Origin of the sequence: Dietzia sp. B32 (assembly GCF_024732245.1) — a bacterium.
Lineage (GTDB): Bacteria > Actinomycetota > Actinomycetes > Mycobacteriales > Mycobacteriaceae > Dietzia.
This window is the reverse complement of sequence record NZ_CP093845.1, coordinates 2,658,617-2,683,301: the sequence shown is the minus strand read 5'-3', so window position 1 is coordinate 2,683,301 and position 24,685 is coordinate 2,658,617. Positions and strand designations below refer to the sequence as shown.

General features: G+C 71.2%; 19 protein-coding genes and 1 pseudogene. 11 read left to right on the top strand and 9 right to left on the bottom strand.

The window, feature by feature from the left end:
• Positions 1 to 44 precede the first annotated feature (44 nt).
• On the bottom strand, positions 45 to 1,079 hold the full coding sequence (locus L8M95_RS12710) for an aspartate-semialdehyde dehydrogenase (RefSeq protein WP_260486493.1): 1,035 nt from the start codon (positions 1,077 to 1,079) through the stop codon (positions 45 to 47).
• A gap of 279 nt (positions 1,080 to 1,358) precedes the next feature.
• Between L8M95_RS12710 and L8M95_RS12705 the strand changes: the two genes are divergently transcribed.
• Positions 1,359 to 2,264, top strand: coding sequence for an endonuclease domain-containing protein (locus L8M95_RS12705; RefSeq protein WP_260486492.1), 906 nt, complete (start codon positions 1,359 to 1,361; stop codon positions 2,262 to 2,264).
• Positions 2,265 to 2,375: 111 nt separating this feature from the next.
• On the opposite strand, the gene L8M95_RS12700 is transcribed toward L8M95_RS12705, so the two are convergent.
• Positions 2,376 to 3,638, bottom strand: a complete 1,263-nt coding sequence (locus L8M95_RS12700) for an aspartate kinase (RefSeq protein ID WP_260486491.1) — start codon at positions 3,636 to 3,638, stop codon at positions 2,376 to 2,378.
• Between the two features lie 71 nt (positions 3,639 to 3,709).
• Between L8M95_RS12700 and L8M95_RS12695 the strand changes: the two genes are divergently transcribed.
• The 5 genes from L8M95_RS12695 to L8M95_RS12675 all read left to right on the top strand — a co-directional run bounded on the left by L8M95_RS12695 (position 3,710) and on the right by L8M95_RS12675 (position 9,543).
• On the top strand, positions 3,710 to 4,588 hold the full coding sequence (locus L8M95_RS12695; RefSeq protein ID WP_260486490.1) for a DMT family transporter: 879 nt from the start codon (positions 3,710 to 3,712) through the stop codon (positions 4,586 to 4,588).
• A 131-nt stretch (positions 4,589 to 4,719) separates the two neighbouring features.
• Entirely contained in the window at positions 4,720 to 5,577 is an 858-nt protein-coding gene (locus L8M95_RS12690; protein WP_260486489.1) for a trypsin-like serine protease, read from the top strand.
• 52 nt (positions 5,578 to 5,629) lie between these two features.
• Entirely contained in the window at positions 5,630 to 6,061 is a 432-nt protein-coding gene (locus L8M95_RS12685) for a GNAT family N-acetyltransferase (protein WP_260486488.1), read from the top strand.
• Positions 6,062 to 6,220: 159 nt separating this feature from the next.
• Entirely contained in the window at positions 6,221 to 8,080 is a 1,860-nt protein-coding gene (leuA, locus tag L8M95_RS12680; RefSeq protein ID WP_260486487.1) for a 2-isopropylmalate synthase, read from the top strand.
• A 362-nt stretch (positions 8,081 to 8,442) separates the two neighbouring features.
• Positions 8,443 to 9,543: a peptidoglycan recognition family protein gene (locus tag L8M95_RS12675; RefSeq protein WP_260486486.1), complete on the top strand. Its 1,101-nt coding sequence runs from the start codon at positions 8,443 to 8,445 to the stop codon at positions 9,541 to 9,543.
• A 197-nt stretch (positions 9,544 to 9,740) separates the two neighbouring features.
• Here the strand turns inward: L8M95_RS12675 and L8M95_RS12670 are convergent, their stop codons facing one another.
• Both L8M95_RS12670 and L8M95_RS12665 read right to left on the bottom strand, forming a co-directional pair.
• Positions 9,741 to 10,172 (bottom strand): phage holin family protein, encoded by a 432-nt coding sequence (locus L8M95_RS12670; protein WP_260486485.1) that lies wholly within the window; start codon positions 10,170 to 10,172, stop codon positions 9,741 to 9,743.
• A gap of 7 nt (positions 10,173 to 10,179) precedes the next feature.
• Positions 10,180 to 11,541: an aspartate aminotransferase family protein gene (locus tag L8M95_RS12665; RefSeq protein WP_260486484.1), complete on the bottom strand. Its 1,362-nt coding sequence runs from the start codon at positions 11,539 to 11,541 to the stop codon at positions 10,180 to 10,182.
• A 135-nt stretch (positions 11,542 to 11,676) separates the two neighbouring features.
• Between L8M95_RS12665 and L8M95_RS12660 the strand changes: the two genes are divergently transcribed.
• The gene (locus L8M95_RS12660) at positions 11,677 to 13,071 is read left to right on the top strand and encodes an APC family permease (protein WP_260486483.1); all 1,395 of its coding nucleotides are present in this window, start codon (positions 11,677 to 11,679) and stop codon (positions 13,069 to 13,071) included.
• 24 nt (positions 13,072 to 13,095) lie between these two features.
• Here L8M95_RS12660 and L8M95_RS12655 read toward each other — a convergent pair whose 3' ends face one another.
• Positions 13,096 to 14,037: an exonuclease domain-containing protein gene (locus L8M95_RS12655; protein WP_260486482.1), complete on the bottom strand. Its 942-nt coding sequence runs from the start codon at positions 14,035 to 14,037 to the stop codon at positions 13,096 to 13,098.
• On the opposite strand from L8M95_RS12655, the gene L8M95_RS12650 reads away from it, so the two are divergent.
• From L8M95_RS12650 to L8M95_RS12635, 4 genes are all read left to right on the top strand, one after another.
• Positions 14,036 to 15,268 (top strand): class A beta-lactamase-related serine hydrolase, encoded by a 1,233-nt coding sequence (locus L8M95_RS12650; RefSeq protein ID WP_260486481.1) that lies wholly within the window; start codon positions 14,036 to 14,038, stop codon positions 15,266 to 15,268. The two genes, L8M95_RS12655 and L8M95_RS12650, sit on opposite strands and share 2 nt — an antisense overlap.
• Before the next feature lie 28 nt (positions 15,269 to 15,296).
• A complete protein-coding gene (locus L8M95_RS12645) occupies positions 15,297 to 16,604 on the top strand; it encodes a MurT ligase domain-containing protein (RefSeq protein WP_260486480.1) in 1,308 nt (435 codons plus the stop codon).
• Positions 16,601 to 17,434 (top strand): type 1 glutamine amidotransferase, encoded by an 834-nt coding sequence (locus tag L8M95_RS12640; protein WP_260486479.1) that lies wholly within the window; start codon positions 16,601 to 16,603, stop codon positions 17,432 to 17,434. The genes L8M95_RS12645 and L8M95_RS12640 overlap by 4 nt, the downstream gene beginning before the upstream one ends.
• A 292-nt stretch (positions 17,435 to 17,726) precedes the next feature.
• Positions 17,727 to 18,656 carry an amidohydrolase family protein gene (locus tag L8M95_RS12635; protein WP_260486478.1) on the top strand — a complete coding sequence of 310 codons (930 nt, stop codon included), beginning with the start codon at positions 17,727 to 17,729 and terminating at the stop codon, positions 18,654 to 18,656.
• 213 nt (positions 18,657 to 18,869) lie between these two features.
• On the opposite strand, the pseudogene recR reads toward L8M95_RS12635, so the two are convergent.
• The 4 genes and pseudogenes from recR to L8M95_RS12615 form a co-directional block, all read right to left on the bottom strand.
• Positions 18,870 to 19,475, bottom strand: a pseudogene (gene recR, locus L8M95_RS12630) (recombination mediator RecR); the annotation flags it as partial.
• A 112-nt stretch (positions 19,476 to 19,587) separates the two neighbouring features.
• Complete coding sequence (locus tag L8M95_RS12625; RefSeq protein ID WP_260486477.1) at positions 19,588 to 19,923, bottom strand: YbaB/EbfC family nucleoid-associated protein; 336 nt, start codon at positions 19,921 to 19,923, stop codon at positions 19,588 to 19,590.
• A gap of 168 nt (positions 19,924 to 20,091) precedes the next feature.
• Positions 20,092 to 22,845: a DNA polymerase III subunit gamma and tau gene (locus L8M95_RS12620; RefSeq protein WP_260486475.1), complete on the bottom strand. Its 2,754-nt coding sequence runs from the start codon at positions 22,843 to 22,845 to the stop codon at positions 20,092 to 20,094.
• Positions 22,846 to 23,369: 524 nt separating this feature from the next.
• The gene (locus L8M95_RS12615; protein ID WP_260486474.1) at positions 23,370 to 24,644 is read right to left on the bottom strand and encodes an aminotransferase class I/II-fold pyridoxal phosphate-dependent enzyme; all 1,275 of its coding nucleotides are present in this window, start codon (positions 24,642 to 24,644) and stop codon (positions 23,370 to 23,372) included.
• Positions 24,645 to 24,685: the final 41 nt, after the last annotated feature.

The following is a 24,685-nucleotide window of genomic DNA, read 5'->3' as shown; positions in this document are numbered from 1 at the left end:
TTCTATGACCCAGCCCGCGACTGGCCACTCGACCAGCAGTTGCGCTACTTGACCAGCAGCTCCGCGATCTGGATGGTGTTGAGCGCCGCACCCTTGCGCAGGTTGTCGCCCGCCACCATGAGGTTGAGGCCCTTGTTTCCCTCGATCGACTGGTCCTGGCGGATCCGGCCCACCAGCGACTCGTCGATGCCCGCCGCATCAAGCGGGGTCGGCACGTCCACGACCTTGACGCCCGGCGCCTTCGACAGCAGCTCGCGCGCCTGCTCCGGCGTGATGTCGCGCTCGAACTCGGCGTTGATGCTCAACGTGTGACCGGTGAACACCGGCACGCGCACGCAGGTGCCCGCGACCCGCAGCTCCGGCAGGTCGAGGATCTTGCGCGACTCGTTGCGCAGCTTCTGCTCCTCGTCCGTCTCCTCGGACCCGTCGTCGACGAGCCCACCAGCGAGCGGCAGCACGTTGAACGCGATCGGCGCGACGTACGGGCCGTGGTCGTCGACCTTCAGCGCCGACCCGTCGTGCACCAGCTCGTGGCCCGCGCCGACGTTGCCGGTGATCTGATCGTTCAGCGTGTCCACGCCGGCGAGCCCGGAACCGGAGACCGCCTGGTACGTCGACACGACCAGACGCTTGAGACCGGCCGCGTCGTGCAGCGCCTTGAGCACCGGCATCGCGGCCATCGTGGTGCAGTTGGGGTTGGCGATGATGCCCTTGGGCGGGTTCTTCGCCGCATCCGGGTTCACCTCGGAGACGACGAGGGGGACGTCGGGGTCCTTGCGCCACGCGCTGGAGTTGTCGACGACGACGGCGCCGGCCGCGGCGAACCTGGGGGCCTGCTCCTTCGACATCGTGCCTCCGGCCGAGAACAGGGCGATGTCGATGCCCTCCAGCTCCTCGTCGGGCGTGTTGGCGGTGTCCTCGACGACGATGTCCTCACCGCGGAACGGCAGCGTGGTGCCGGCGGACCGGGCGGACGCGAAGAAACGGACCTTGTCGGCCGGGAAGTCCCGCTCCTCCAGCAGGGCACGCATGACACGCCCCACCTGGCCCGTGGCTCCGACTACGGCGACAATGGTCATCTCTGAGGTCAACTCCTGAAAGTCTTGTCCCGGCCCGCCGCGGACGGGTTCTCCGCCCTGCGCTCGACCGACCGGTGTGGGGACCCACTCTACCGAGGCCGACGGCGATGGACAGCGGCCCGCGTCACAGTGCGGGGAGCGGCCGGTCCCACTCTCGCCGACCAACGAGAAGTCTGTTCGGCTCACATCGGCCGAAGGGAGGTGTGCGAAACACTCTTCTCGATGGGCCGGCGGGCCCGATGTTCCACAGGGCCGTCCGTCTCCACAGGCGACGTCGCGATGGCGGGATCGACGGCCGAGGTGGCCCTCGTCGTCGTCGACGCTTGGACCATGCGCCCCGACCAGACCCCGCGCCGCACGCGCGACCTCGTCCCGGAACGCGGGCGGCGTCTGCACTCCAGCGGCCTCGTCCGGCACCACCGCGGACTGTGGTTGCCCCGGACCGCCGATCGCAGCCACCCGCTCACCCGGATCACCGCGATCTCCGCGCTGTACCCGGACGCCGTCGCGACCGGCTGGCTGGCGGCAGACGCCCACGGCCACCCCTTCCCGCCGCGCGACTACCCCGACGAGTTCGCCGCCGGATCGACCCGGGTGCGGCGGACCGGGATGATCGGCCGCCAGTACCGGATCCCGCCGGAACACGTGTGGCACCTGACCGGGACCGCGGGCGCCGGCCTGGCCGCGAGCCCCGCGTGGGCGTTGTTCGACATCGCGCGGCGAAGCACCCTGACAGACGCCGTCTGCGCACTGGATGCGGGTCCGTCGATCGGCGTCGACCCGGAGCGCGATGTCCGGCCACTCGCGATGGACCCCCGACGGATCCCCGGCAAACGGCAGGTCCTGGCCGCGCTCGACCTCTGCGACACCGGAGCCGCGTCGCCGTGGGAGACCCGGACCCGACTGTTTATGCTGGACCACGGTCTGACGGGATTCGAGACGCAGGTGCCCGCACCCGGGCTGCCGTACATCCTCGACCTGGCGCGCCGTGACCTGAAGATCGGTGTCGAGTACGACGGCGAGCACCACCGCGACCCGGCGCAGCACGCCAAGGACCTCACCCGCTGGAACCGACTCCGTCGCGCGGGATGGCTGGTCTACCCCCTCACCACGACCATGGTCACCAGCGACGCGCACGCGACCGCCGCGGACATCCGGGCCGGGGTCCGAGAGCGTGGCGGCTGACGGGCGGGCACCGACGAAAAGACAGTTCCGCACCCACCGCTCTCGGGCGATGGGTGCGGAACTGTCTTATCGATATGGGCGCCGGGCGGGGAGGCCGGCCGAGGGGTCAGGTCAGCGGCCGGAGCCGGCGTAGACCTGCGCCTCCTCGTCGCCACCCAGCTCGAACGCCTTGTGGAGCGCGCGGACGCTGTCGGGCAGCTCCTCCTCGCGGACCAGCGCCGAGATGCGGATCTCGGAGGTGGAGATCAGCTCGATGTTGATGCCGGCCTCGGACAGCGACTCGCAGAACGTCGCGGTGACGCCCGGGTGGGACTTCATGCCGGCGCCGACGAGGGAGACCTTGCCGACGTTGTCGTCGTAGAGGACCTGGTCGATGCCCAGCTCGGCCTTCGCCTTGGACAGCACCTCGACCGCCTTCGCACCCACCTCACGGGGGCAGGTGAAGGTGATGTCGGTCTTGCCCTCGGCCTTGGAGACGTTCTGCAGGACCATGTCGATGTTGATCTCGGCGTCGGCCACCACGCGGAAGATCTTGGCCGCGTATCCGGGCTGGTCGGGGATGCCGACGACCGTGATCTTGGCCTCCGAGGCGTCGTGAGCGACTCCGGTCAGGACTGCGTCTTCCACGGGGATGTCCTCCACTTTTCCGGCCACGAGCGTGCCCGGGTTGGTCGAATACGAAGAGCGGACGCGCAGCGGCACGTGGTAGCGGCGTGCGAACTCCACACTGCGCAGGTTGAGGATCTTGGAGCCGACGGCCGCCATCTCCAGCATCTCCTCGTACGAGATGGTGTCGAGCTTGCGGGCGTCGGGCACGATCCGCGGATCGGCGGTGTAGATGCCGTCGACGTCCGAGTAGATCTCGCACACGTCCGCACCGAGCGCGGACGCCATCGCGACAGCCGTGGTGTCGGACCCACCGCGGCCGAGAGTCGTCACGTCGCGGGTCTCACGGGACACGCCCTGGAAGCCCGCGACGAGCGCGATCTTGCCCTGGTCCAGCGCCTCGCGGACGCGGCCCGGGGTGATGTCGATGATCCGGCTGTTGCCGTGCCGGGTCGTGGTGATGATGCCGGCCTGGGATCCGGTGAAGGAGTAGGCCTCCATCCCGAAGGAACTGATGGCCATCGCGAGCAGCGCGTTGGAGATGCGCTCACCCGAGGTCAGGAGCATGTCCATCTCACGCTGCGGAGGCGAGGGACAGACCTGATCGGCCAGATCGAGGAGCTCGTCGGTCGTGTCGCCCATGGCGGAGGCCACGACCACGACGTCGTTTCCCGCCTTCTTGGTCTCCACGATCCGTTCGGCCACCCGACGGATACGTTCTGCGGACTCCACGGAGGAGCCGCCGTACTTCTGCACTACGAGTGCCACGCGGTCACACCCTTCCGGTGTTGATCGGCTTAACGCAGACCTACTTTACGGGAGGTGTTTACTCATCAGTGATGAGTGAAACCTGGGCGGCAGTGATCCTCGCCCTCGCATCCGCCCTCAGCCAGGCTTTCGGAACCGTCATGCGGCACCGCTCGCCCCAGCGCGCGAAGGGTCGACACGAGGGCAACTTCAACGTGCTCGCCAGCCGGTACTGGTGGACCGGCATGCTCATCAGCCTCGCCGGATTCGCGTTCCAGGGATTCGCCCTCGCGTTCGGATCACTCATCCTCGTCCAGACGATCACCGTTCTCTCACTGACCTTCGCCCTCCCCCTCGGCGCCTGGGTCACCGGGCGTCGCGTCACCAAGACCGAACTCTTCTGGGGATACGTCCTCGCCGGATGCGTGATCGTGCTCGTCATCTACGGACGGCCCACCGGAGGAGACGCCCATCCGCCCTGGTGGCAATGGGCCCTGGCGTGCGCGGGAGGACTCCTCGTCGTCGTCGTCCTCCTCGGTCTCTCCCGTAACCGCAGCTCCAACGGCAACCGTGCCCTCCTGCTGGGAGTGGCCGGCGGCACCGCGTTCGCCTACGTCGCGCTCCTCACCAAGGGCGTCGCCGAGCGGTTCCACGACGGCGGGCTGCTCACCGTGGCCACGACCGGCGAGGTGTACGGCCTGGGCGTCGCCGCGGTCGCCGCACTGACCCTGCAGCAGATGTCGTTCTCCGCCGGCGCCGTCCACCAGGCGGTGCCCGCGTCGACGGTCACCACCCCGGTCGTCTCGCTCGCGCTGGGCGTGGTGGTGCTGGGCGAGTGGTTCTCCGTCGACGGCGCCGAACAGACGATCCTGGGTGTGGCCCTGACGGTCATGGTGCTCGCCACGGTGCGGCTCGCGCACAAGGACTTCGACCCGGCGTCGTCGCCCCCGACCCCGACGGCCCGGGAGTAGCCCGCCGGGCGTCACGCGCCCGGGAGTGGCCCACGCGACGTAACGCGCCCGGGCCCCGCCGCGACGTCCTCGGCATGAGGACCCATGCCGAGCGGCCCGCCAACTCGACCCCATCCCCTAGGCTGAGTCCCATGCGTCTCACGCGCCACAACGGCACCAGCGGCCCCGCCTCTCCGGCCGGACCCTCCCGCCGACCGCGCCGCGGGCGTCCCGGCCGGCTCGCCGCAGCGCTCGGCGCGGCCGTGGGGACGGTCGCGGCCTCGCTCGCGGTCGCGGCCCCCACAGCGGGCGCGGTCGTGAACGGTGCCCCCTCCGGCCCCGCCCCGTGGGCCGTGCAGATCACCACCTTCGGCGGAGTGCTCGGCGCACCGTGCTCGGGCGTCGTCGTCCACCCGCGCTGGGTGGCCACCGCCGCCCACTGCGGCCCGACCAACCCCAACTCCTACACCCTCGGATTCGGGAACTGGGCCACCGTCCCCGGGGGGTTCACCGCGACCGCCTCCCTGGCGAGCCCGCCCGTCGTCGGCGCGTTCGGCTCACTCGACACCGGCAGCTTCGGCCGCCACACACCCGAGGCGGTGTACAAGGCCCCCGCCGGGGACTTCATGCTCCTCAAGCTCCGCCACCCCGCACCCTCGCCGTCCGTCCTGCGCGCCGGCGTCGACCCCGCCCCGGGCGCCGTCCTGCGCTTCCACGGATTCGGCGAGACCACCCCCCGTGGCCTGCGCTCCCCCGAGTTGCGCACCGGCCTGACCCGCCTCGAGCGGATGGAGCCCCGCGCCGGCTCGCGCATCGGCCGCTCCCACACCACCCAGGGCGGATACGGACTCGGCGACTCCGGCGGACCCGTCTTCCAGGGCGACCGCCTGGTGGGCATCCACTCCGGCTCAGACCACGACCGCCGGCGACCCGACGGGACCAACCCGGCGCGGTACGAATCGATCCCCGCACAGAACGGCTGGATCGACTGGATGATCGCCAACCGATGACCCGGGGCACGTGGCAGTGCCGAACCCCCGGGGTTTTTGCCACACTGGACAGATGACCCCGCCGGAGCTCGTCATCCGCCGCGCTTCGCGCGCAGATGTGAAGCTCGTGCTGTCCGCGGGAGACCTGCTCGCCAACCCGCCCACCGCGGAGTGGACCCAGGACTTCCTCGACCGCGGCTCCAACCTGCTCGTGCTGGCGCTGGACGGTGAGGTCCCGGTGGGGATGCTCGTGGCGGTCGAGACCGGACACCTCGGCGCCAGCCCCGACCTCTTCGTCTACGGCATCCGGGTCCGCGAGGACCTGCGCGGCATGGGCATCGCCCACCGACTCGTCGAGAAGGCGGTCGAGGTGGCCGAAGAGGCCGGCTGCAGCAAAGTGTGGGGATCCATTCAGGTACCCGACGGCCTTACGCAGGACCCGCCGCCGTCACCGCCCGAAGGGATCACGGCCGAGCCCTCCACCTTCGTCATTCCGATTCCGTGACGGCCCGCGGCGATGTGTATGATGGCCCGCATGCAGCGCGTGCTCCTTCTTGGGTGCCGCGGCGGGGCCCGCTGAGGCGGACCGGCTCCCCGTCGCGGGATCTCGTCGCGCCGGTCCGATCCCAGCCGATCGCCCCCCTAGGAAGTTGAGCCCCCCGCAATGAATCCCGCTGATGCCTTCGTCTCGTCGTCGTCGACCCTGACTCCCCCCTCCAAGCCCGGCCGTGCCGACCAGCCGGCGTGGAACAAACAGCGCGGCTCCTCGATGCCCGCGCACCGGTACCGGCCCTTCGCCGAGGAGGTCGAGGACGTCTCCCTGCCCGACCGCACCTGGCCGGACAAGACCATCACCCACGCCCCCCAGTGGTGTGCCGTGGACCTGCGCGACGGCAACCAGGCGCTGATCGACCCCATGAGCCCCGCGCGCAAGCGCCGCATGTTCGACCTGCTCGTCCGCATGGGCTACAAGGAGATCGAGGTCGGCTTCCCGTCCGCCTCGCAGACGGACTACGACTTCGTCCGCGAGATCATCGAGGACGACGCGATCCCCGAGGACGTCACCATCCAGGTGCTGGTCCAGTGCCGCGAGGACCTCATCCGTCGCACGTTCGAGGCGTGCGAGGGCGCGTCCGACGTGATCGTGCACTTCTACAACTCCACGTCGATCCTGCAGCGCAAGGTGGTCTTCCGTAAGGACCGCGACGCCATCAAGAAGATCGCCACCGACGCGGCCGAGCTGGTCACCACGATCGCCAAGGACTACCCCGACACCAACTGGCGCTGGGAGTACTCGCCCGAGTCGTTCACGGGCACCGAGCTGGCGTTCTCCAAGGAGGTCTGCGACGCGGTCACCGACGTCGTGGGCGCCACCCCGGAGAACCCGATCATCCTCAACCTGCCGGCCACCGTCGAGATGGCCACGCCCAACGTGTACGCCGACCAGATCGAGTGGATGCACCGCAACCTGGCGCGGCGCGACTCGATCATCCTGTCCCTGCACCCGCACAACGACCGCGGCACCGGCGTGGCCGCCGCCGAGCTGGGCTACCAGGCCGGCGCCGACCGCATCGAGGGCTGCCTGTTCGGCAACGGCGAGCGCACCGGCAACGTCTGCCTGGTGACGCTGGGCATGAACATGCTCACCCGCGGCATCGACCCGCAGATCAACTTCTCGGACATGGACGAGATCCGTCGCACCGTCGAGTACGCCAACCAGCTGCGCGTCCCCGAGCGGCACCCCTACGGCGGCGACCTGGTCTTCACCGCGTTCTCCGGGTCGCACCAGGACGCCATCAACAAGGGCTTCGACGCCCTGCAGGCCGAGGCCGACGCCCGCGGCGAGGACATCACCGACATCACGTGGGAGGTCCCGTACCTGCCCGTCGACCCCAAGGACGAGGGCCGCACCTACGAGGCCGTCATCCGGGTGAACTCGCAGTCCGGCAAGGGCGGCGTCGCCTACATCATGAAGAGCGACTACGGCCTGCAGCTGCCCCGGCGCCTGCAGATGGAGTTCTCCGCCCTGGTCCAGTCGGTCACCGACTCCGAGGGCGGCGAGGTCACCCCCAAGGCGATGTGGGACATCTTCTCGACGGAGTACCTGGACCGCGTCTCGCCCATGGAGCGCATGTCGCAGCACCTCGTGCCCGCTGAGACCGACGACGGCGAGGACGCCATCGAGGCCGTCATCAAGTGGAAGGGCGAGACCCGCGAACTGTCGGGGTCCGGGAACGGACCCCTCGCCGCGTTCGTCACCGCCCTGAACGAGATGTTCGACGACGAGGTACGCATCCTCGACTACTCGGAGCACGCGATGACTTCCGGGGATGACGCGACCGCAGCCGCGTACGTCGAGGTGCAGTTCGGCAACCGGGTGTTCTGGGGTGTCGGCCGGGCCGGTTCCATCACCACCGCCTCCCTGCGGGCCGTGGTGTCCGCCGTGAACCGCGCGTACGCCGACGAGGCCGAGGGCGCCGAGGCCATCGGCTCGGTGGAGGGCGCCCGCACCTGGGCCCCCTGACGGCCGAGCCGGCCGGCTGACCGCCGAGTCGGCTGGCTGACGGCCGAGTCGGCTGGCTGACGGCCATCGGTGGGCGCCCGGTGGGCGACCACGACAGACGACGACAAGAGCGTTCCGCACACATCGCCCGAGAGGCGGGTGCGCGGAACGCTCTTCTCGTCGTGCCCGGGCCCGAATCGTGGCGCGGGACAGGGGCTCTGGGACGATCCGGCCCCCGAATCCCACCTCATCTGTCACATGTTCCCCAGGTATCACTCCGGTAACGATGGTCTCGATTCGGTTACGTCAAGCGCGTAATGTGGCGGCGGGCCGCGCCGATAGGTATGGCGTCTGCCTTTTCGCAACCTCAGTCTGGAGCCCATATGTCCGTGACCCGCCGTGGATTTCTCACTGCCGCCTCGGTCGGCGTGGGCGCCGCCGTCGCCTCCACCGTCCGGGGCCCCGTCGCCGGGGCCAACCCGTTCGCGACCGGCTCGCTCGGTGTAGCCCAGGACCTCATGCAGTCGATCTCCACCGGCAGCGGCATGATCCAGCCCAACGGCCCGCTCGGCTACGTGGGCGTGACGTTCCCCAGCGCCGAGGAGATCGCGGGCCGTATCCGGTTCGCGTTCCCCGACGGCTCGGTCGGCGACTGGCTCCCACTCGAGCGCCTGGACTCCGCCCCTGATGCCGGCAGCACGCCCGCGTCCGAGCTCGTGGCCGCGCCCGAGGGCGCCGTCGGATACGAGGTCGATGCCCCCGCGGGTGCGGAGGCGACCGTGTTCGACGACGGCCGCGGCACCCCGCGCAACTACAGCCTCGGCAGCGTGGGCAACTTCGGCCTGCCCATCATCCCGCGCGCGGCATGGGGTGCCGGTGACGTCGCGGGCTTCCGCTGGGCGCCCACCTACTTCCCGGCGCAGTCCATCACGATCCACCACACGGCCTCGGCGGTCGGCCCGGACCGTGCGGCCAGCGTCCGGGCGATCTACAACTACCACGCCAACACCCTGGGCTGGGGCGATGTCGGGTACCACCTGCTCATCGACCCCGAGGGCCGGATCTACCAGGGTCGCGGCGGCACGCCCGTCGGCAACCCGGTCTTCCAGGTCCCGCCGGTCGCCGGGATCGCTCCCCCGGTCGTCACCGGTGGCCACGTGGGCGGATTCAACAACGGCAACATCGGTATCAGCCTTCTCGGCGACTTCACCGGCGCCCCGCCGACCGCCCGCGCCGTGGGCGCGACCATCGACTGCGTCCGCGCGCTGTGCAATGCCACCGGCATCAACCCGCGTGGTGGCGTCACCTACCGCAACCCGCAGGGTGGGGCCACCCGGCCGATGATGGCCGTCTCCGGCCACCGCGACTGGGGCGGGACCGCCTGCCCGGGCAACTCGTTCTACCCGCAGATGCAATTCATCCGCGACCAGGCCGCGCGGGGTTGGGCCCCGACCGCCGTCTCCTCGGCGGCCTTCGGCTCCTGACCCGAGCGGCCCGGCCGCCCCTCGGAGGCCTGCGCAGTCGCCGTCGCCGTCGCCGTCGCCGTCGGCATCATCGTCGCCGCGCCGCCGTCATCGAAAAGACCGTTCCGCACACCCCCACTCGGGCGATGTGTGCGGAACGGTCTTTTCGACGTGCGGGGCGGGGCGGGGCGGCTAGGAGCGGGCCGGGGCGCCGCCGGTCAGTCGCGGGCGCGGGACGGGACGAGCATCCCGAGGACCCAGTTCACCAGGCCGATCACAATCGCGCCGAAGAAGGCCGCCCAGAACCCGCTGACCACGTACTCGGCGCCGAACGGCTGGAACGTGGTGGTGATCCAGCCCGTGAGCATGAGCATCAGCGCGTTGACCACCAGCAGGAACAGGCCGAGGGTGAGGATCGTCAGCGGCAGCGACAGCAGCTGCACGATCGGTTTGATCACCGCGTTGACCAGCGTGAACACCACGGCGACGACGAGCAGCGCCGTGATGGTGGGAACGTTCACCTCGTTCTCGATGGCGCCGGCATCGGGGGCGGCGGCCCCGGAGATCTCGTGCAGGGTGATCCCCGGCACGATCAGCGTCGCCACCCACAGGGCGACGGCGTTGACGATCAGCCTCAGTACCAGCGCCATCGGCAGGTCAGCTCCTCACGTACGAGTCGGCCACGTCGAGCGCGCGGTCGAAGATGTCGAGGCCCTCGTTGGCCTCGTCCGGCGTGATGATGCACGGCGGCACCACGTGGAAACGGTTGTAGTTCATGAACAGCAGCAGACCGTCCTTCTTGGCCGCGGCGAACGTGCGCGCCATGGCCTCTGAGGACCCACCGTAGGGGGCGAGGGGCTCGCGTGTCTCGCGGTCGGCCACCATCTCGACGGCCCAGAACACGCCGAGGCCGCGGACCTCGCCGATCGACGGGTGCTTCTCCGCCAGCTCCCGCAGGCGCGGGCCGATGACGTCCTCGCCGATCATGCGCGCGTTCTCGACGATCTTCTCGTCGCGCATGAGATTGATCGTCGCGACGACTGAGGCGCAGGCCAGCGGGTGCCCGGCGTAGGTGAGGCCACCGGTGTAGGGCGTCGTCTCGAAGGACGCGGCGATCCGGTCGTGCAGGATGACGCCGCCGAGCGGGACGTAGCCGGAGTTGGAGCCCTTGGCGAAGGTGATGAGGTCGGGCGCCCAGTCGTCGTCTCCGGAGCGGAAGTTGTCCAGCGCGAGCCACTCGCCGGTGCGGCCGAAGCCGGACATGACCTCGTCGCAGATCATGACGATCCCGTACTTGTCGCAGATCTCGCGCACGCCGCGCAGGTAGTCCGCGGGCGGCACCATGATGCCGACGGTGCCGGGAACCGACTCGATGATCAGGGCCGCGAAGTGGTCCGGGCCCTCGAGCCCGATGAGCGAGTCGAGGTGCTCGAGCGCCCGGTCGCATTCCTGCTTGTCGTTCTCGGCGTAGAACTGCGAGCGGTAGAGGAACGGGGCGTGGAAGTGCACGGCACCGGTGTTGCCCATGTCGTTGGCCCAGCGGCGGGTGTCGCCGGTGAGGTTCATCGAGGTGGTGGTGGCGCCGTGGTAGCTGCGGAACGCCGAGAGGGTCTTGTGGCGGCCCGTGTGGCGGCGGGCCATGCGGATGGCGTGCTCCACCGCCTCGGTTCCGGCGTTGGTGAAGAAGACGCGGTTCATCCCGGCGGGCGCGACCTCGGCGACCAGGCGGGCGGCCTCGGCGCGGGCGGCGTTGGCGTGCGCCGGGTTGATGGTGCACAGCTCGGCGGCCTGGTCCTGGATGGCCTTCACGACCACGGGGTGCTGGTGACCGATGTTGGTGTTGACCAGCTGCGAGGTGAAGTCGAGCAGTCGGTTGTCGTCACCGTCGGTGAGGTAGCAGCCCTCGGCCGCGGTGACGACCATCGGGTCGGTCGAACCCCACGCGGACCACGGGGTCAGGACGTGGGCGCGTTCCTTCTCGTAGACCTCACGGGCTGCAGCGTTCTGGGGTGCGGGCACGGGGCGATACTCCTGTGGTCGACGGGCGATGGCCGCGCCCATCATCCCACGCACGCCTCTTCCCTCCGCGCCCACGCGGTGGGATGCTCATCACCTGCGTGAGGCGCCTCACGCGTCCCGGTGAAGGGGGCACGTATGTCCACCTCGTCAGAAGCCACAGGCCCGTCGGGCGTCCCGGCCGTCACCGGCCCGGACCGGACCACCGGTCAGCCGCCGCTGAAGCGGGTGCTGGGTCCCGGACTGCTGCTGTTGTTCATCGTCGGCGACATCCTCGGCACCGGCATCTACGCCCTCACCGGGAAGGTGGCCGGAGAGGTCGGCGGGGCCGTGTGGCTGCCGTTCCTCGTCGCGTTCGCCGTGGCGCTGCTCACCGCGGGCAGCTACCTCGAACTCGTCACCAAGTACCCGCGGGCCGGTGGCGCGGCCGTGTACACCCACCGCGCCTTCAGGGTGCACTTCCTCACCTTCCTCGTCACGTTCACGGTCATGGCCTCGGGTCTGACCTCGGCGTCGTCGGCGGCCATCGCGTTCGCGGGCAATCTCAACGAGGCGTTCGGCCTCGACATGGCGTCTGGGACCTGGCCGTTGATCGGCATCGCCCTGCTGTTCATGACCGCCCTCGCCGTCGTCAACCTCCGCGGCGTCGCCGAATCCGTGCGCCTCAACGTGGTGTTGACCTGTGTGGAGCTGTCCGGACTGCTCATCATCATCGCGATCGGCGCGTGGGCGATCAGCCAGGGACAGGGCGACTTCTCCCGCGCCGGTCAGCTCACCGTCGGCGAGGGCCAGAGCCCGTTCCGCGCCGTCACCGCCGCCACCGCGTTGGCGTTCTTCGCGCTGGTCGGCTTCGAGGACTCGGTGAACATGGCCGAGGAGACCAGGAACCCGGTGAAGATCTTCCCCAGGGTCATGCTCATCGGGCTCACGCTGACCGGGGTGGTCTACATCCTCGTGGCGATCGCCTCGGTGACCCTGGTCAGCCCGGAGGACCTCGGCGAGGGCGAGACCCCCCTGCTCAAGGTGGTCGCGGCGGGCGCGCCCGCGTTCCCGGTGTGGGTCTTCGCGTTCATCACCATGTTCGCCGTGGCCAACTCCGCGCTGATCAACATGCTCATGGCCTCGCGCCTGCTGTACGGCATGGCCCACGAGCAGGTACTGCCCCCGGTCCTGGGCCGGGTACTGCGCGAACGCCGGACCCCCTGGGTGGCGATCCTGTTCACCACCGTGATCGCGTTCGGCCTCATCGCGTTCGCCGACCTCGCCACCCTGGGCGGGACCACCTCACTGCTGCTGCTCGCGGTATTCACGGTGACCAACGTGGCGGTGCTGGTCCTGCGCCGCGACACCGCCGGGCACCGCCACTTCCGGGTGCCCACGGTGATCCCGGTCCTGGGGGCGGTGTGCTGCGCGTTCCTGGTCTCACCGCTGTCCGGGCGAGCGAGCGAGGACTACCGGGTCGCGGGCGTCCTGCTGGTGGTGGGCGTGGGGCTGTGGGCCGTGTACTGGGTCGTCCGCCGCGCACTCGACTGAGTCACCGCGCCCGGCGGCCCGCACCTAGAAGAGGGCCTCCTGGGCGCTGTCCACGGCCTGGGCTCCGGCGACGGGCCGACCGGGGGCGACGTCGGCGAGCATCTCCTCGAACCGCGCGTACGGCACCAACTCGAGACCCTTCTTGCGGGCGAACGCGGTCCGGCCGCGCACCGCGCCGGGCGCGTCGCACACCGCCAGGGACGTACGGGACGAGATGCGATCGGCCACGTAGAGGCCGGCGTCGACGACGAGGCCTACGATCTCCTCCGGGTCGCGGTCCACGTCCTGCGTGAAGACCACCTCCATGCCCTGCACCAGACCACCACCGCGCTTCAGACGTCCCGCCGGCCGCCACAGTCTCGGGGCGGCGAGCGCCTCGGCCCACACCGCGGGGACCAGGTAACCGGTCTCGGGATGGGCCACCATCGCGTCGAGTTCGCGCACCCTGGGCCGGACGTCCTTGCCCCGGGCCACCTCGAGCAGCCCGGCGAACACCCCGGCCAGCACCAGCGCGTCGTCGTGGGCGTCGTGCGCGGCCCGCTGCTCCACCCCGAAGTGCGCGGCGAGCGTCGAGAGCTTGAGGTCGGCGGTGGACAGGTGCAGCCGACCGGCGAAGTCCAGGGTGCACAGGAACTGCTCGAGCGGCGCGGCGAGTCCTGCGCGGCGGGCCTCGGCCGCGAGGAACGACGCGTCGAAGGCGGCGTTGTGGGCGACCACTGTCCGCCCGTCGAGCACCCGGTCCAACTCGGCGGCCACGTCCGGGAAGCGTGGTTTGCCCGCCAGCAGCGCCGGGGTGAGACCGTGCACGTGGACCGGCCCCGGGTCGACCCCCGGATTGAGCAGGGTCGCGAACTCCTCGACCACCTCGCCGTCGTCGTCGATCACCACCGCCGCCACCGACAACACGCGGTCGACCGCCGGCGTCATCCCTGACGTCTCGACGTCCACAACCACCCACCCTGTCATGCCCACCATCGTCCCAGACCCCTCCGACAACCCGGCCGTCACCGTCGCAGGTCACGGTGTTCACACCGCCGGTTCCCCCCACCCGGCCCGGAGGGTTAATGTCTACGCCGATCAACCAGTCCGGCGCCGCGAGGTCCGGTCCGACCCAGGAGGCGACGTGCGGCGGTACCGGTCCGACACGACTGCGGCGCGGCTGCGCGACGCCCCGGCCCGCGCGCGGCGCCGCACCCGCCGCCGGATCCGCGTGGCAGTCGGGTCCTACCTGGCGTTGTGCCTCGCCGCGCTGCTCGGGATGGCCGTCACCGCGCCCGGCGCCACCGTCCGCCCCTCCGCCGCGGACGCGCCGGCACCCCGCGGCGCCACCGTGGCACCGACCGCCGCCTCCGCACCGGACGGCCGGGTCGGGGACCCACTGCGGCTCGTCCGGCCCCTCCCGCGGGGGTGGGTCGAGATCGGTCCCCTGCTGGTCACGGCGGTGGACGACGCCGCCGACGCCGGCCTCGAGCTCGGGGTCTGCGTGCGGGCGATCGACTCCCCCGACGAGCGCGAGGTGTGTGCGGGCGACGGCGAGCCGCGCTACGCCGCGTCGGTGATCAAGATCGCCTACGCGGTGGGCGCGCTCGAGGCGTGGGAGGCGGACCCGTCGGCGCAGACCCCCTACGGCGACCTCGACGACCTGCTCGACGCGGCGCTCACCGTCTCGGACAACGACGCGGCCAACCTCCTGTACGACCTGTCGGTGGACGGCCCCGCGGCGCCCGAGGACACCGACCCCATCACCGCGCTCAACGACATCGCCGAGCGCGTGGGCCTGGCCGAGCAATTCCACACCGGCGGCGCGTTCCGCTACGAGTGGACCGGCGACTGGAGCCGCGTCAGCGCCCGCGGCAGCGTCCGCTACCTGGCCGAACTCGTCCGCGCCGCCGACGGACGGGCACCCGAGGGCGAGGCGCTGACCTCGCCCGCCGTCGCCCGGATCGTGCTGGACACGCTGCTCGAGCAGGAACGGCAGTGGAAACTGCCCGACCGCCTGCCGTCGGGGACGGTCGCCAACAAGACCGGCGAGACCGACACCGAGTCGCACGACATCGCCGTGGTGAACACCGCCAGCGGCCGCTACGCGATCGCCGCGATCGGCACCTCGGCCGGGATGTTCAACGGCCCCGACGAGGTGATGGCCGAGCTCGGTCACGACGTGGTGACCGCCCTCGGCGGTGCGGCGCGGTTCTGAGGAGGCCGCGCTGCCTAGACTCTGCGACATGAGTTCCCGCGCGATCACCGCACTCACCCCCCGCGGCCGGGCCGCCGTGGCCGTCTCCCGGTTGGCGACCTGGGCGTCCCGGGTGTCGGGGCGCGGGTCGGGCGGGATGATCGGCGGTCTGGTGGCGCTGAAGCTCGACCCGGGTCTCATGCGCCAACTCGCGGCGGGCCGCCGGACCGTGCTCGTCACGGGGACCAACGGGAAGTCGACGACGACGAGGATGGCCGCCTCCGCCCTGTCGACCGTGGGCCGGGTCGCCTCGAACGCGAACGGCGACAACATGGACGCCGGGATCGTGTCCGCTCTCGGGGCCGACCGGGTGGCCGGGTTGGCCGCCATCGAGGTCGACGAGCTCCACACGCCCGCGGTCGCGGAGAACACGGCGCCCGAGGCGATCGTCCTGCTCAACCTCAGCCGCGATCAGCTGGACAGGGTCGGGGAGATCAACGCCATCGAGCGCCGGCTGCGGGCCGGGGTGGCCGCGCAGCCGCAGGCGACGGTGGTGGCGAACTGCGACGACGTGATGATCACCTCCGTGGCGTACGACAACCCGTCCGTGGTCTGGGTGGCCGCAGGGTCCGCGTGGGCGGGCGACTCGGTGAGCTGCCCGCGCACCGGCGAACCCATCTCGCGGACGGTGGACTCCACCGGGGCCGTGCGGTGGCGGTCCGAGGGCACGCTGCCCGACGGCCGGACGTTCGAGCGGCCCGAACCGGACTGGTGGGTCGACGACGAGGCCATCCACGGGCCCGACGGGTTCAGCGCCCCCATGACTCTGGCCATCCCGGGGCGGGCCAACCGGGGCAACGCCGCGCAGGCCGTCGCCGCCGCCGTGGCGATGGGCGCCGACCCCGCCGCCGCCGTCCGGGCGGTGGAGCAGGTCGACGACGTGGCCGGACGCTACTCGACCGTCGACGTGGACGGGCGGGCCGCCCACCTGCTGTTGGCCAAGAACCCGGCCGGCTGGCAGGAGGCGCTCGGCATGATCGACACCTCCGCCGACGGCCTGGTTATCGCGGTCAACGGGCAGGTCGCCGACGGCGTGGACCTGTCGTGGTTGTGGGACGTGCGCTTCGAGAGCTTCGAGGGCGTGCCCGTGTACGCCGCGGGTGAGCGCGCCGCCGACCTGTCGGTACGGCTGAGTTACGCCGGGGTCGAGCACCAGCTGGAGCCGGACCCGCTGACCGCGATCCGCCGCTGCCCACCCGGGCGCGTGGAGGTGCTGGCCAATTACACCGCGTTCCGCGATCTGGGGCGGGCGATCGCCGCGACGGGAAAGGCTCAGACGGGAGGGACCCAGTCATGACTACTCAGGACCCGCGCAACGCCGGGGGCCGCGACGCCGGCGCCTCGGCCTCACCGCTGGACACCGTCGCCGCGGACTCGGCCCGGCCCACCGAGTCGACCGTGCGGATCGGCCTAGTCCTGCCGGACGTCATGGGTACCTACGGCGACGACGGCAACTCGTTGGTCCTGCGCCAGCGCCTGAGGTGGCGCGGATACGACGCCGAGATCGTGCGCATCACCCTGGAGGACGAGGTCCCCGACTCGTGCGACCTCTACACCGTGGGCGGCGGCGAGGACGCGGCGCAGAAGCTGGCGTCCCGGCACCTGTCCGCGTCGCCGGGGCTGCAGCGGGCGGTGGAGCGCGGCGCGCCGGTCCTGGCGATCTGTGCCGGGATGCAGGTGTTCGGCGAGTGGTTCGTGGTCTCCGACGGTTCCCGTGCGCCCGGCCTCGGCCTGCTGGACGTCACCACGACGCCGCAGGCCTCCCGCTCGATCGGCGAGTTGGTGGTGGCGCCGCAGGTCGCGGGCCTGACGCAGCCGCTGACGGGCTTCGAGAACCACATGGGCGCCACTGTCCTGGGCCCGGACGCCACCCCGCTGGGCCGCGTGACCTCCGGGGTCGGCAACGGCGTCCCGGCCGGCCAGCAGGTCCCCGCCGGCGGGCTGGTCGAGGGCGTGGTGCAGGGGTCGATCATCGCCACCTACATGCACGGGCCGGCGCTGGCCCGCAATCCCGAGCTGGCCGACCTCCTGCTGTGCCGCGCGCTGGGGGTGGACTCGCTGCCGCCGGTCGAGGTCCCGGCGGTCGAGCAGCTGCGCCGCGAGCGGATCGCGGCCGCCCGGCGCTGAGCTGGCCCGCTCGGCACTGAGCTGGCCCCTCTGCCCTCGCCGACCCACCCTTCAACCCTCGATCCGCCCCTCGGATCGCGATCTGCCCTCGAGCTGCTCACGGACCGCCTCGACCTTCCTCGGTCCGATTCAATCCGCCCTCCGATTATTGATTCGCGCTGCGGGGCCCGAGGGCGGATCGCATACCGAGGGGCCGTTCTGTGGCCGCGAGGGCATTGAGCCCGGGGGTGGACGCGACCGGGGGCGCCCGTATCGTCCGGTTGCTCGACCCCGCTGACATACCCTCGGTCACATGTGTGAACACCACGGCACCGCCACCCTCACCGGGTCCGTGTCCCCTCCCGATCCCGCCGTCGAGGCCGCGCAGGTCCGTGCCCTCTGGGAGCCCCTGGGACTACCGGGGATCCTCGACGTCCACACCCACTTCATGCCCTCGCGAGTGCTGGACAAGGTGTGGAACTACTTCGACGCCGCCGGCCCCAAGATCGGGCGCCCCTGGCCCATCACGTACCGGGAGGCCGAGGACGAGCGGGTCGAGCGCCTGCGCTCGTACGGGGTGTTGGCGTTCTCCTCGATGCTGTATCCGCATAAGCCCGAGATGGGCGCCTGGCTCAACGCGTGGGCCGCGGAGTTCGCCTCCCGACACCCGGATTGCCTGCACACGGCGACGTTCTACCCCGAGCCGACGGCGGGCGACTACGTACGCGACGCTGTCGAGGCCGGCGCGCAGGTGTTCAAGTCGCACATCCAGGTGGGCGAGTACGACCCGGGCGATCCCCTGCTCGACCCGGTGTGGGGGGCGCTCACCGAGGCGCAGGTGCCGACGGTGATCCACTGTGGGTCCGGCCCGGTGGCGGGCGAGTTCACCGGGCCCGAGCCGGTGGCCGCGGTGCTCGAGAGGTTCCCGGAGCTGCCGCTGATCGTCGCCCACATGGGCATGGGCGAGTACTCGGAGTTCCTCGACCTGGCCGAGCGATACGAGAACGTCTACCTCGACACGACGATGGCGTTCACCGACTTCGTCGAGGAGACGATGCCGTTCCCTCAGGGTGAGCGCGGGAGGCTGGCAGACCTGGGACACAAGGTCCTGTTGGGGACCGATTTCCCCAACATCCCGTACCCGTACGCCCATCAGCTCGAGGCCCTGGTCGGGCTCGGGATGGGCGACGACTGGCTACGGGCGGTGTGGCACGGAAACGCCGCGAGGCTGTTCGGCCTCTGACTCGGTACCCGGGTAGCCGATCTCCGGGGCCGGGGGCCCCGCATCCCGAGCGGGTGCGGCCAGCTCGGCCGCCTCAGCCGCCACCGTGGGCTCGGCGGTCACCGGGGGCTCAGCTGGCACCGGAGGCTCAGTCGGCACCGCAGGCTCGGCGGGGTCGATCTGCTCGGGTCGCAGCACGCCGCCCGAGCGCGGGACCTGAGCGGTCCCGCCGGAGAGGATGCGGCGCCCTGACAGGGCACTGCCGAGGGTGAGCTCGTCGGCGAACTCCAGGTCCGCGCCCATGGGCAGACCGGAGGCCAGTCGGCTCACCACGAGGTCGGGGAACGGCCGCAGCAGGCGGGCCAGGTACGTGCTGGTGGCCTCGCCGGTGGTGTTGGGGTCGGTCGCGATGATGATCTCTGCAACCTCCTCGCCCTCGAAGTCGGCGCCCACGCGTCGCATCAGGCCGGCGATGCGCAGCTCGTTGGGCCCGATGCCGTTGATGGGGTCGAGAGCCCCTCCGAGAACGTGGTAGAGCCCGCGGAACTCGCGGGTGCGCTCGATCGCCTCGATGTCCTTGGGTTCCTCGACCACGCAGATGAGCGTGGGATCGCGGCGCGGGTCCGAGCAGATGCGGCAGCGCTCGGCGGCGGCGACGGTGCCGCAGACCTCGCAGTAGGTGACACCGTCGACGACTGCCTGAAGCGCGGAGCGGAGCCGTTCAACCGACTCGGGTTCTGCCTGCAGCAGGTGGAACGCCAGGCGCTGCGCAGACTTCGGACCGATGCCCGGCAGCTTGCCGAACTCGTCGATCAGGTTCTGAACCGGTCCCTCGTACATCGCGCTTTCCTGTGCTCTTGCTGGCCCGACGACGGCTGCGTCGACGGGTGGCGGGTCTCCGAGGTGAGCGGAACCCGGTGGCGGGACCCGGGGCGTGCCGGGTCCCGCGGGCTCACATGCCGAGGCCGCCCATCATGTCGCCGAGGCCGCCACCGGAGGCCAGAGGGCCGAGGCGGGACTCGGCGAGTTCCTGCACCTTGGTGTGGGCGTCGCCGAACGCTCCGACGATGAGGTCCTGCAGCGTCTCGATGTCCTCGGGGTCGACGACCTTCGGGTCGATCGTGACGCCGGTGACCTCACCGGTGCCGCGCATGGAGACGGTGACGAGGCCGCCGCCCGCCTGACCGTCGACGGTGCTCGCGGCGATCTGCTGCTGCGCCTCGGCGAGCTGTGCCTGCATCTGCTGTGCCTGCTGGAGCAGGGCGTTCATGTCGGGTCCGGGCTGCATGGCGGGGTCCTTTCGGCGGTGTGCGGGGCAGTGCTGAGTTCATCCTCGTTGTACGGGGTTCATACTCGTTGAACGGGCCTGAACCTGCCGGGGCGGCCCCGGTCGGTCACATCCCAGCGTAACCGTCCGGTAGGACACCGTGCCCCGGCGCGCGGCGGGCCGGGTGGGTCAGCGCTCGAGCGGACGGGCCCCGAGGTGCTCCTTGAGCAGGGCCAACGCGATGTCCTCACCGGTCCGGTGGTCGAGGTTCTGTGGACCGCTGCGTGCCTCGTCCACCATCTCCTCCTCGCTGACGGGCGGCGGGGGCGGGCTGTTCGGCTCGCCCGGTTCCGGCCCGGGCTCCTCCGGCGGGGGCGGGATGTCGTCGTCCCCACCGCCCGCGCGACCGCCGGCCCTGCCCTGCCCGACATCTGTCCCGCGGAGTCGGCGCTCCCAGCCCCGCGGCTCGCCCTGCTGGGGCGCGCCGGGGGCGTCAGTAGGGCCCGCGGCGGACCCCCGACCGGGTGCCGGAGGTGCCCCGTCGGCGGGGGCCGGAGCGCCGCCCGCCGCAGCGGGCGCGCTGCCGGAGGTGCAGCGGATGGTCCAGTCACCGCCCACGACTTCGGCGATCGAGTCGGTGATCGCGGTGGCGTTGTGTGGCTGCGAGAGTCGCTTGGCCAGCGGCGCATAGTCGTGCACCAGGTGGATCACCCGGCCGTCCACTCCCGCGACCGTCGCGCCGGCGAGCATGACCTCCACCGTGCGGGTGCGGGTGCGCACCGCGTCGCGGATGGCGGGCCAGGCACGGCGGATGTCCTCGGCCTCGATGCCGGGCGCTCCCGCCGCGGGGGCGGAGGCCGACCCGGGCTGCGGCGCCGGATCCAGCTCGGACGTCGCCTGCTCCGGAGCCGACGCCACCGGCGTGGGTGAGCGCTCGTCGCGCCAGGGGTCGTCGGTCTCCGCAGGTACCGACGCCGCCGGTGTCGACGAAGCCGGTGTAGACGGAGCCGGTGTGGAGGCCGCCGGCCCCGGCTCGGTGGGAGCGGACGCGGCGGCGGGGCCCGCAGCGGGAGCGGACACAGGAGTGGCTGAATCGCCGCTCGTCGGCCGCTGCTCTGCCCCCGGCGGCTGACCCGGCCGGACTGGCTGCGGGTCCCGGGGGGCCTGGTCCGTCCGCGGTGCCTTTCCTGCCTGCGGTGCCTGTCCCGTCTGCGGATCCCGGTCAGCCTGCGGCGCCTGTCCCGTCGGCGGCGCCTGTCCCGCCTGCGGCGCCTGTCGTGCCTGCGGCACCTGTCCCGCCGGCGGAGCCTGTTCCTCCTGCGGAGGCTGTGTTGTCTGCCACGACTCCGACTCGGAAGTCCGATTGGCCGCGATCTGCTCCGCGACGGACGCCGCGGGCACGGCTGGGGCCGCGGGGTCGGCCGCCATGGCGGGGCTGCTCGGTGCGGGCTGATCGGGCTGTGTGGGCTGATCGGGCGGTGCGGGCTGATCCACCTGCGCGGATTGATCGGGCTGTGTGGGCTGCGTGGGCCGCTCGGGCTGATCGGGCTGTGCGGGCGCGTTCGGTACAGCAGGAGAGGGCTCGGGAGCCTGCGGCGTCGGCTGCTCTGCGGCCGGCGCGGACTGCTGCTGGGACCGGCGTACGAACTTCGGACGCCGGTCGGCCTGTCCCGGGTCCTGCGGTGCCGGTCCGCCGGCGGGGCCGGGGCGGGACTCGTCGTCGTCACCCTGGGGTGTTCCCCCCGGCGCGGCTCCACCATCGCCGACGGCGCCCGTCACGGCGGCCGGACGCACCGCGCCCGACTCGAGCGACTCGACCCGCTGCAGCAGCGCGATCATGGAGTCGTCGGCCGAAGGCAGCAGCAGTTTGGCGCAGAGGATCTCCAGCAGCAGCCGCGGCGAGGTCGCCCCCCGCATCGACCCCATGCCCTCGTGCACCATGTCGGCGCATCGTGCGAGCGTCGCGGGCCCGATATTCTCGGCCTGGCGGCGCATGGTCTCGGCCTGCTCCACCGGCGCGTCGACGAGCCCACGCTCGATCGCCTGCGGGACGGACTGCACCATGATGAGGTCCCGCAGGCGCTGCAGCAGATCGGCGGCGAACCGGCGCGGATCGTGCCCCGCCTCGACCACCTTGTCGACGGTCCGGAACAGCGTGGCCCCGTCGCCGGCGGCCAGCGCGTCCACCGTGTCGTCGATGAGCGCGACCTCGGTGGCCCCGAGCAGGCTCACCGCGCGCGGATAGGTGATGCCCTCGTCGCCGGCGCCGGCCATGAGCTGGTCCAGCACACTGAGCGTGTCGCGCGGAGATCCCCCACCGGACCGGATGACCAGCGGGAACACGGTCGGCTCGACCTGCACACCCTCCTGCTCACAGATCCGCTCGAGCAGCCCCCTCATAGACGTGGGCGTGAGCAGCCGGAACGGGTAGTGGTGCGTGCGCGAGCGGATGGTCGGCAGGACCTTCTCCGGCTCGGTGGTCGCGAAGATGAAGATGAGGTGCTCCGGCGGCTCCTCCACGATCTTCAGCAGCGCGTTGAAGCCCGCGTTGGTGACCATGTGGGCCTCGTCGATGATGAGCACCCGATACCGCGACGACGCCGGCGCGAAGAAGGCCCGCTCGCGCAGGTCACGCGTGTCGTCGACGCCGCCGTGGCTGGCCGCGTCGAGCTCGGTGACGTCGAGGGTCCCGTTGCCGCCGGGCGCGAGCGCCACGCACGAGTCGCACTCACCGCACGGGGTGGCGGTGGGGCCGTGCACGCAGTTGAGCGACCGGGCCAGGATGCGGGCGGACGAGGTCTTGCCGCAGCCGCGCGGGCCGGAGAAGAGGTAGGCGTGGTTGATACGACCGGAGGACAGCGCCACCGAGAGCGGGTCGGTGACGTGCTCCTGGCCCACGACCTCGGCGAAGGAGGCGGGGCGATACTTCCGATAGAGGGCCACGCCTAGAGGGTACCCAGGGGGTACGACGACGAGGACTTCCGCTCGCGTCCCGATCGCGCACGATCCGGGATGTGCCGAAATGACCGGAGGGGCCGCGGCATGCGCAGCCCCTCCCGACGTCCCTCGCACGCGGATCGGGCCCCCTCAGACCCCCGCAGCACGGTTCCCGAACCGATACCAGACACCGGCCCCTCACAGCCCCTCAGCTGTATCCGGTGTCCGCATCCCTCTGGCTCGGACATAAGGAATACAACCAGATGGCCCCGCCCCGGACAAGGCCGTTCTCATGTTGACACGTGCTCAACACACGGACTGAATTACATTTCTGCAGGTGGCAGGCATACCTAAGCTGCGGACGCGGAGAATCACATTATGAGAATGTGGCGGAGATCACGTCGCCACTGATCCGCAGGTCACCCGACGATTCCCGGACCAGCGTAGCCCGGACCGGAGCGCACTCCGTTAAGCGCTCAACTTAACGGGATCGGCGCAGTTGTTACACGTCGTGCGGGCCGGACGGGGCGTCAGCCGGCGAGCGCCGCCCGGCAGGCCGCCAGGAGGGCGCACAGACCCACGACGTCCATGGCGGTCTCGACCTCCGCCAGCGGCGGCAGCGTGGGCGCCAGCCGGATGTGACGGTCGTCGGGATCCTTGCCGTACGGGTACGCGGACCCGGCCGGGGTGAGGGCCACCCCGGCCTTCTTGGCCAGGCGGACGGTCTCGGTGGCGGTGCCGTCGACCACCTCGAGGTCGATGAAGTATCCGCCCTCGGGCCGGGTCCACCCGGCCACGTCGTACTCGCCCAGCCGGCGGGTCAGGGCGACGGCCGCGGCCTCGAACTTCGGCGCGATGACCTTGCGGTGGCGGAGCATGTGCTCGCGCACCCCGTCGGCATCACCGAAGAACCGCGCGTGCGCGAGCTGGTTGACCTTGTTCGGTCCGATGGAGCGCACGGAGGTGTGGCCGAGGTACCAGTCGAGATTGGCCCGCGAGGCCGAGAAGAACGACACGCCCGCCCCGGCGAAGGTGATCTTGGAGGTCGAGCAGACCTGCCAGAAGCGGTTGGGGTGCCCCGCCTCGGCGGCCAGTGTGTCCACGTCCGGGACCTTGGGGAAGTCCTCGGTGAGCGTGTGGACGACGTAGGCGTTGTCCCAGACGATCCGGAAGTCCGGGGCCGCGGTCGCCATGCGCGCGAGCCGGGACACGGTGTGGTCGTCGTACACCGCGCCGGTCGGGTTGGCGAAGATCGGGACGCACCACATGCCCTTGATGGACGGGTCATTCGACACGAGACGCTCGACCTCGTCCATGTCCGGACCGGTCGGGCCCAACGGAACCGGGATCATCTCGATCCCCAGCGTCTCGGTGATGTTGAAGTGGCGGTCGTAGCCGGGCACCGGGCACAGCCAGCGCAGGACGGGCTCGTCCTTCCACGGTCGCTGGGAATCGGGCGTACCGAACAGCATGGAGAACGTCAGCAGGTCGTACATGATCGACAGGCTCGCGTTGTCCTGGGCGAGCACGCGGTCGGTCTCGACCCCGAGCAACTCGGCGATGATCGACCGCAGCTCGGGCAGTCCCGCGCCGCCGCCGTAGTTGCGGACGTCGGTCTTGCCCGCCGTGTGGTCGCCCTCCCCCGGCAGCGACAGCAGTCGCTCGGACAGGTCCAACTGCTCGGGCGAGGGCTTTCCGCGGGTCAGGTCCAGGGCCAGACCCTTGTCGGCCAGCGCGTCGTACTCGGCGGCCAGTTGCGACTCGAGTCGGGCGAGTTCGTCGGCGGGGAGATCGGACAGCGCCACTGTGGCCTCCGGCGGGATCGACAACTTCGGTGTTGGTGCCC

Excerpts from the sequence above, each read along its gene's own strand:
- L8M95_RS12710 (WP_260486493.1), bottom strand. The coding sequence starts at position 1,079 with ATGACCATTGTCGCCGTAGTCGGAGCCACGGGCCAGGTGGGGCGTGTC.
- L8M95_RS12705 (WP_260486492.1), top strand. The coding sequence starts at position 1,359 with ATGGCGGGATCGACGGCCGAGGTGGCCCTCGTCGTCGTCGACGCTTGG.
- L8M95_RS12695 (WP_260486490.1), top strand. The coding sequence starts at position 3,710 with ATGAGTGAAACCTGGGCGGCAGTGATCCTCGCCCTCGCATCCGCCCTC.
- L8M95_RS12690 (WP_260486489.1), top strand. The coding sequence starts at position 4,720 with ATGCGTCTCACGCGCCACAACGGCACCAGCGGCCCCGCCTCTCCGGCC.
- L8M95_RS12685 (WP_260486488.1), top strand. The coding sequence starts at position 5,630 with ATGACCCCGCCGGAGCTCGTCATCCGCCGCGCTTCGCGCGCAGATGTG.
- leuA (WP_260486487.1), top strand. The coding sequence starts at position 6,221 with ATGAATCCCGCTGATGCCTTCGTCTCGTCGTCGTCGACCCTGACTCCC.
- L8M95_RS12675 (WP_260486486.1), top strand. The coding sequence starts at position 8,443 with ATGTCCGTGACCCGCCGTGGATTTCTCACTGCCGCCTCGGTCGGCGTG.
- L8M95_RS12670 (WP_260486485.1), bottom strand. The coding sequence starts at position 10,172 with ATGGCGCTGGTACTGAGGCTGATCGTCAACGCCGTCGCCCTGTGGGTG.
- L8M95_RS12660 (WP_260486483.1), top strand. The coding sequence starts at position 11,677 with ATGTCCACCTCGTCAGAAGCCACAGGCCCGTCGGGCGTCCCGGCCGTC.
- L8M95_RS12650 (WP_260486481.1), top strand. The coding sequence starts at position 14,036 with ATGCCCACCATCGTCCCAGACCCCTCCGACAACCCGGCCGTCACCGTC.
- L8M95_RS12655 (WP_260486482.1), bottom strand. The coding sequence starts at position 14,037 with ATGACAGGGTGGGTGGTTGTGGACGTCGAGACGTCAGGGATGACGCCG.
- L8M95_RS12645 (WP_260486480.1), top strand. The coding sequence starts at position 15,297 with ATGAGTTCCCGCGCGATCACCGCACTCACCCCCCGCGGCCGGGCCGCC.
- L8M95_RS12640 (WP_260486479.1), top strand. The coding sequence starts at position 16,601 with ATGACTACTCAGGACCCGCGCAACGCCGGGGGCCGCGACGCCGGCGCC.
- L8M95_RS12635 (WP_260486478.1), top strand. The coding sequence starts at position 17,727 with ATGTGTGAACACCACGGCACCGCCACCCTCACCGGGTCCGTGTCCCCT.
- L8M95_RS12625 (WP_260486477.1), bottom strand. The coding sequence starts at position 19,923 with ATGCAGCCCGGACCCGACATGAACGCCCTGCTCCAGCAGGCACAGCAG.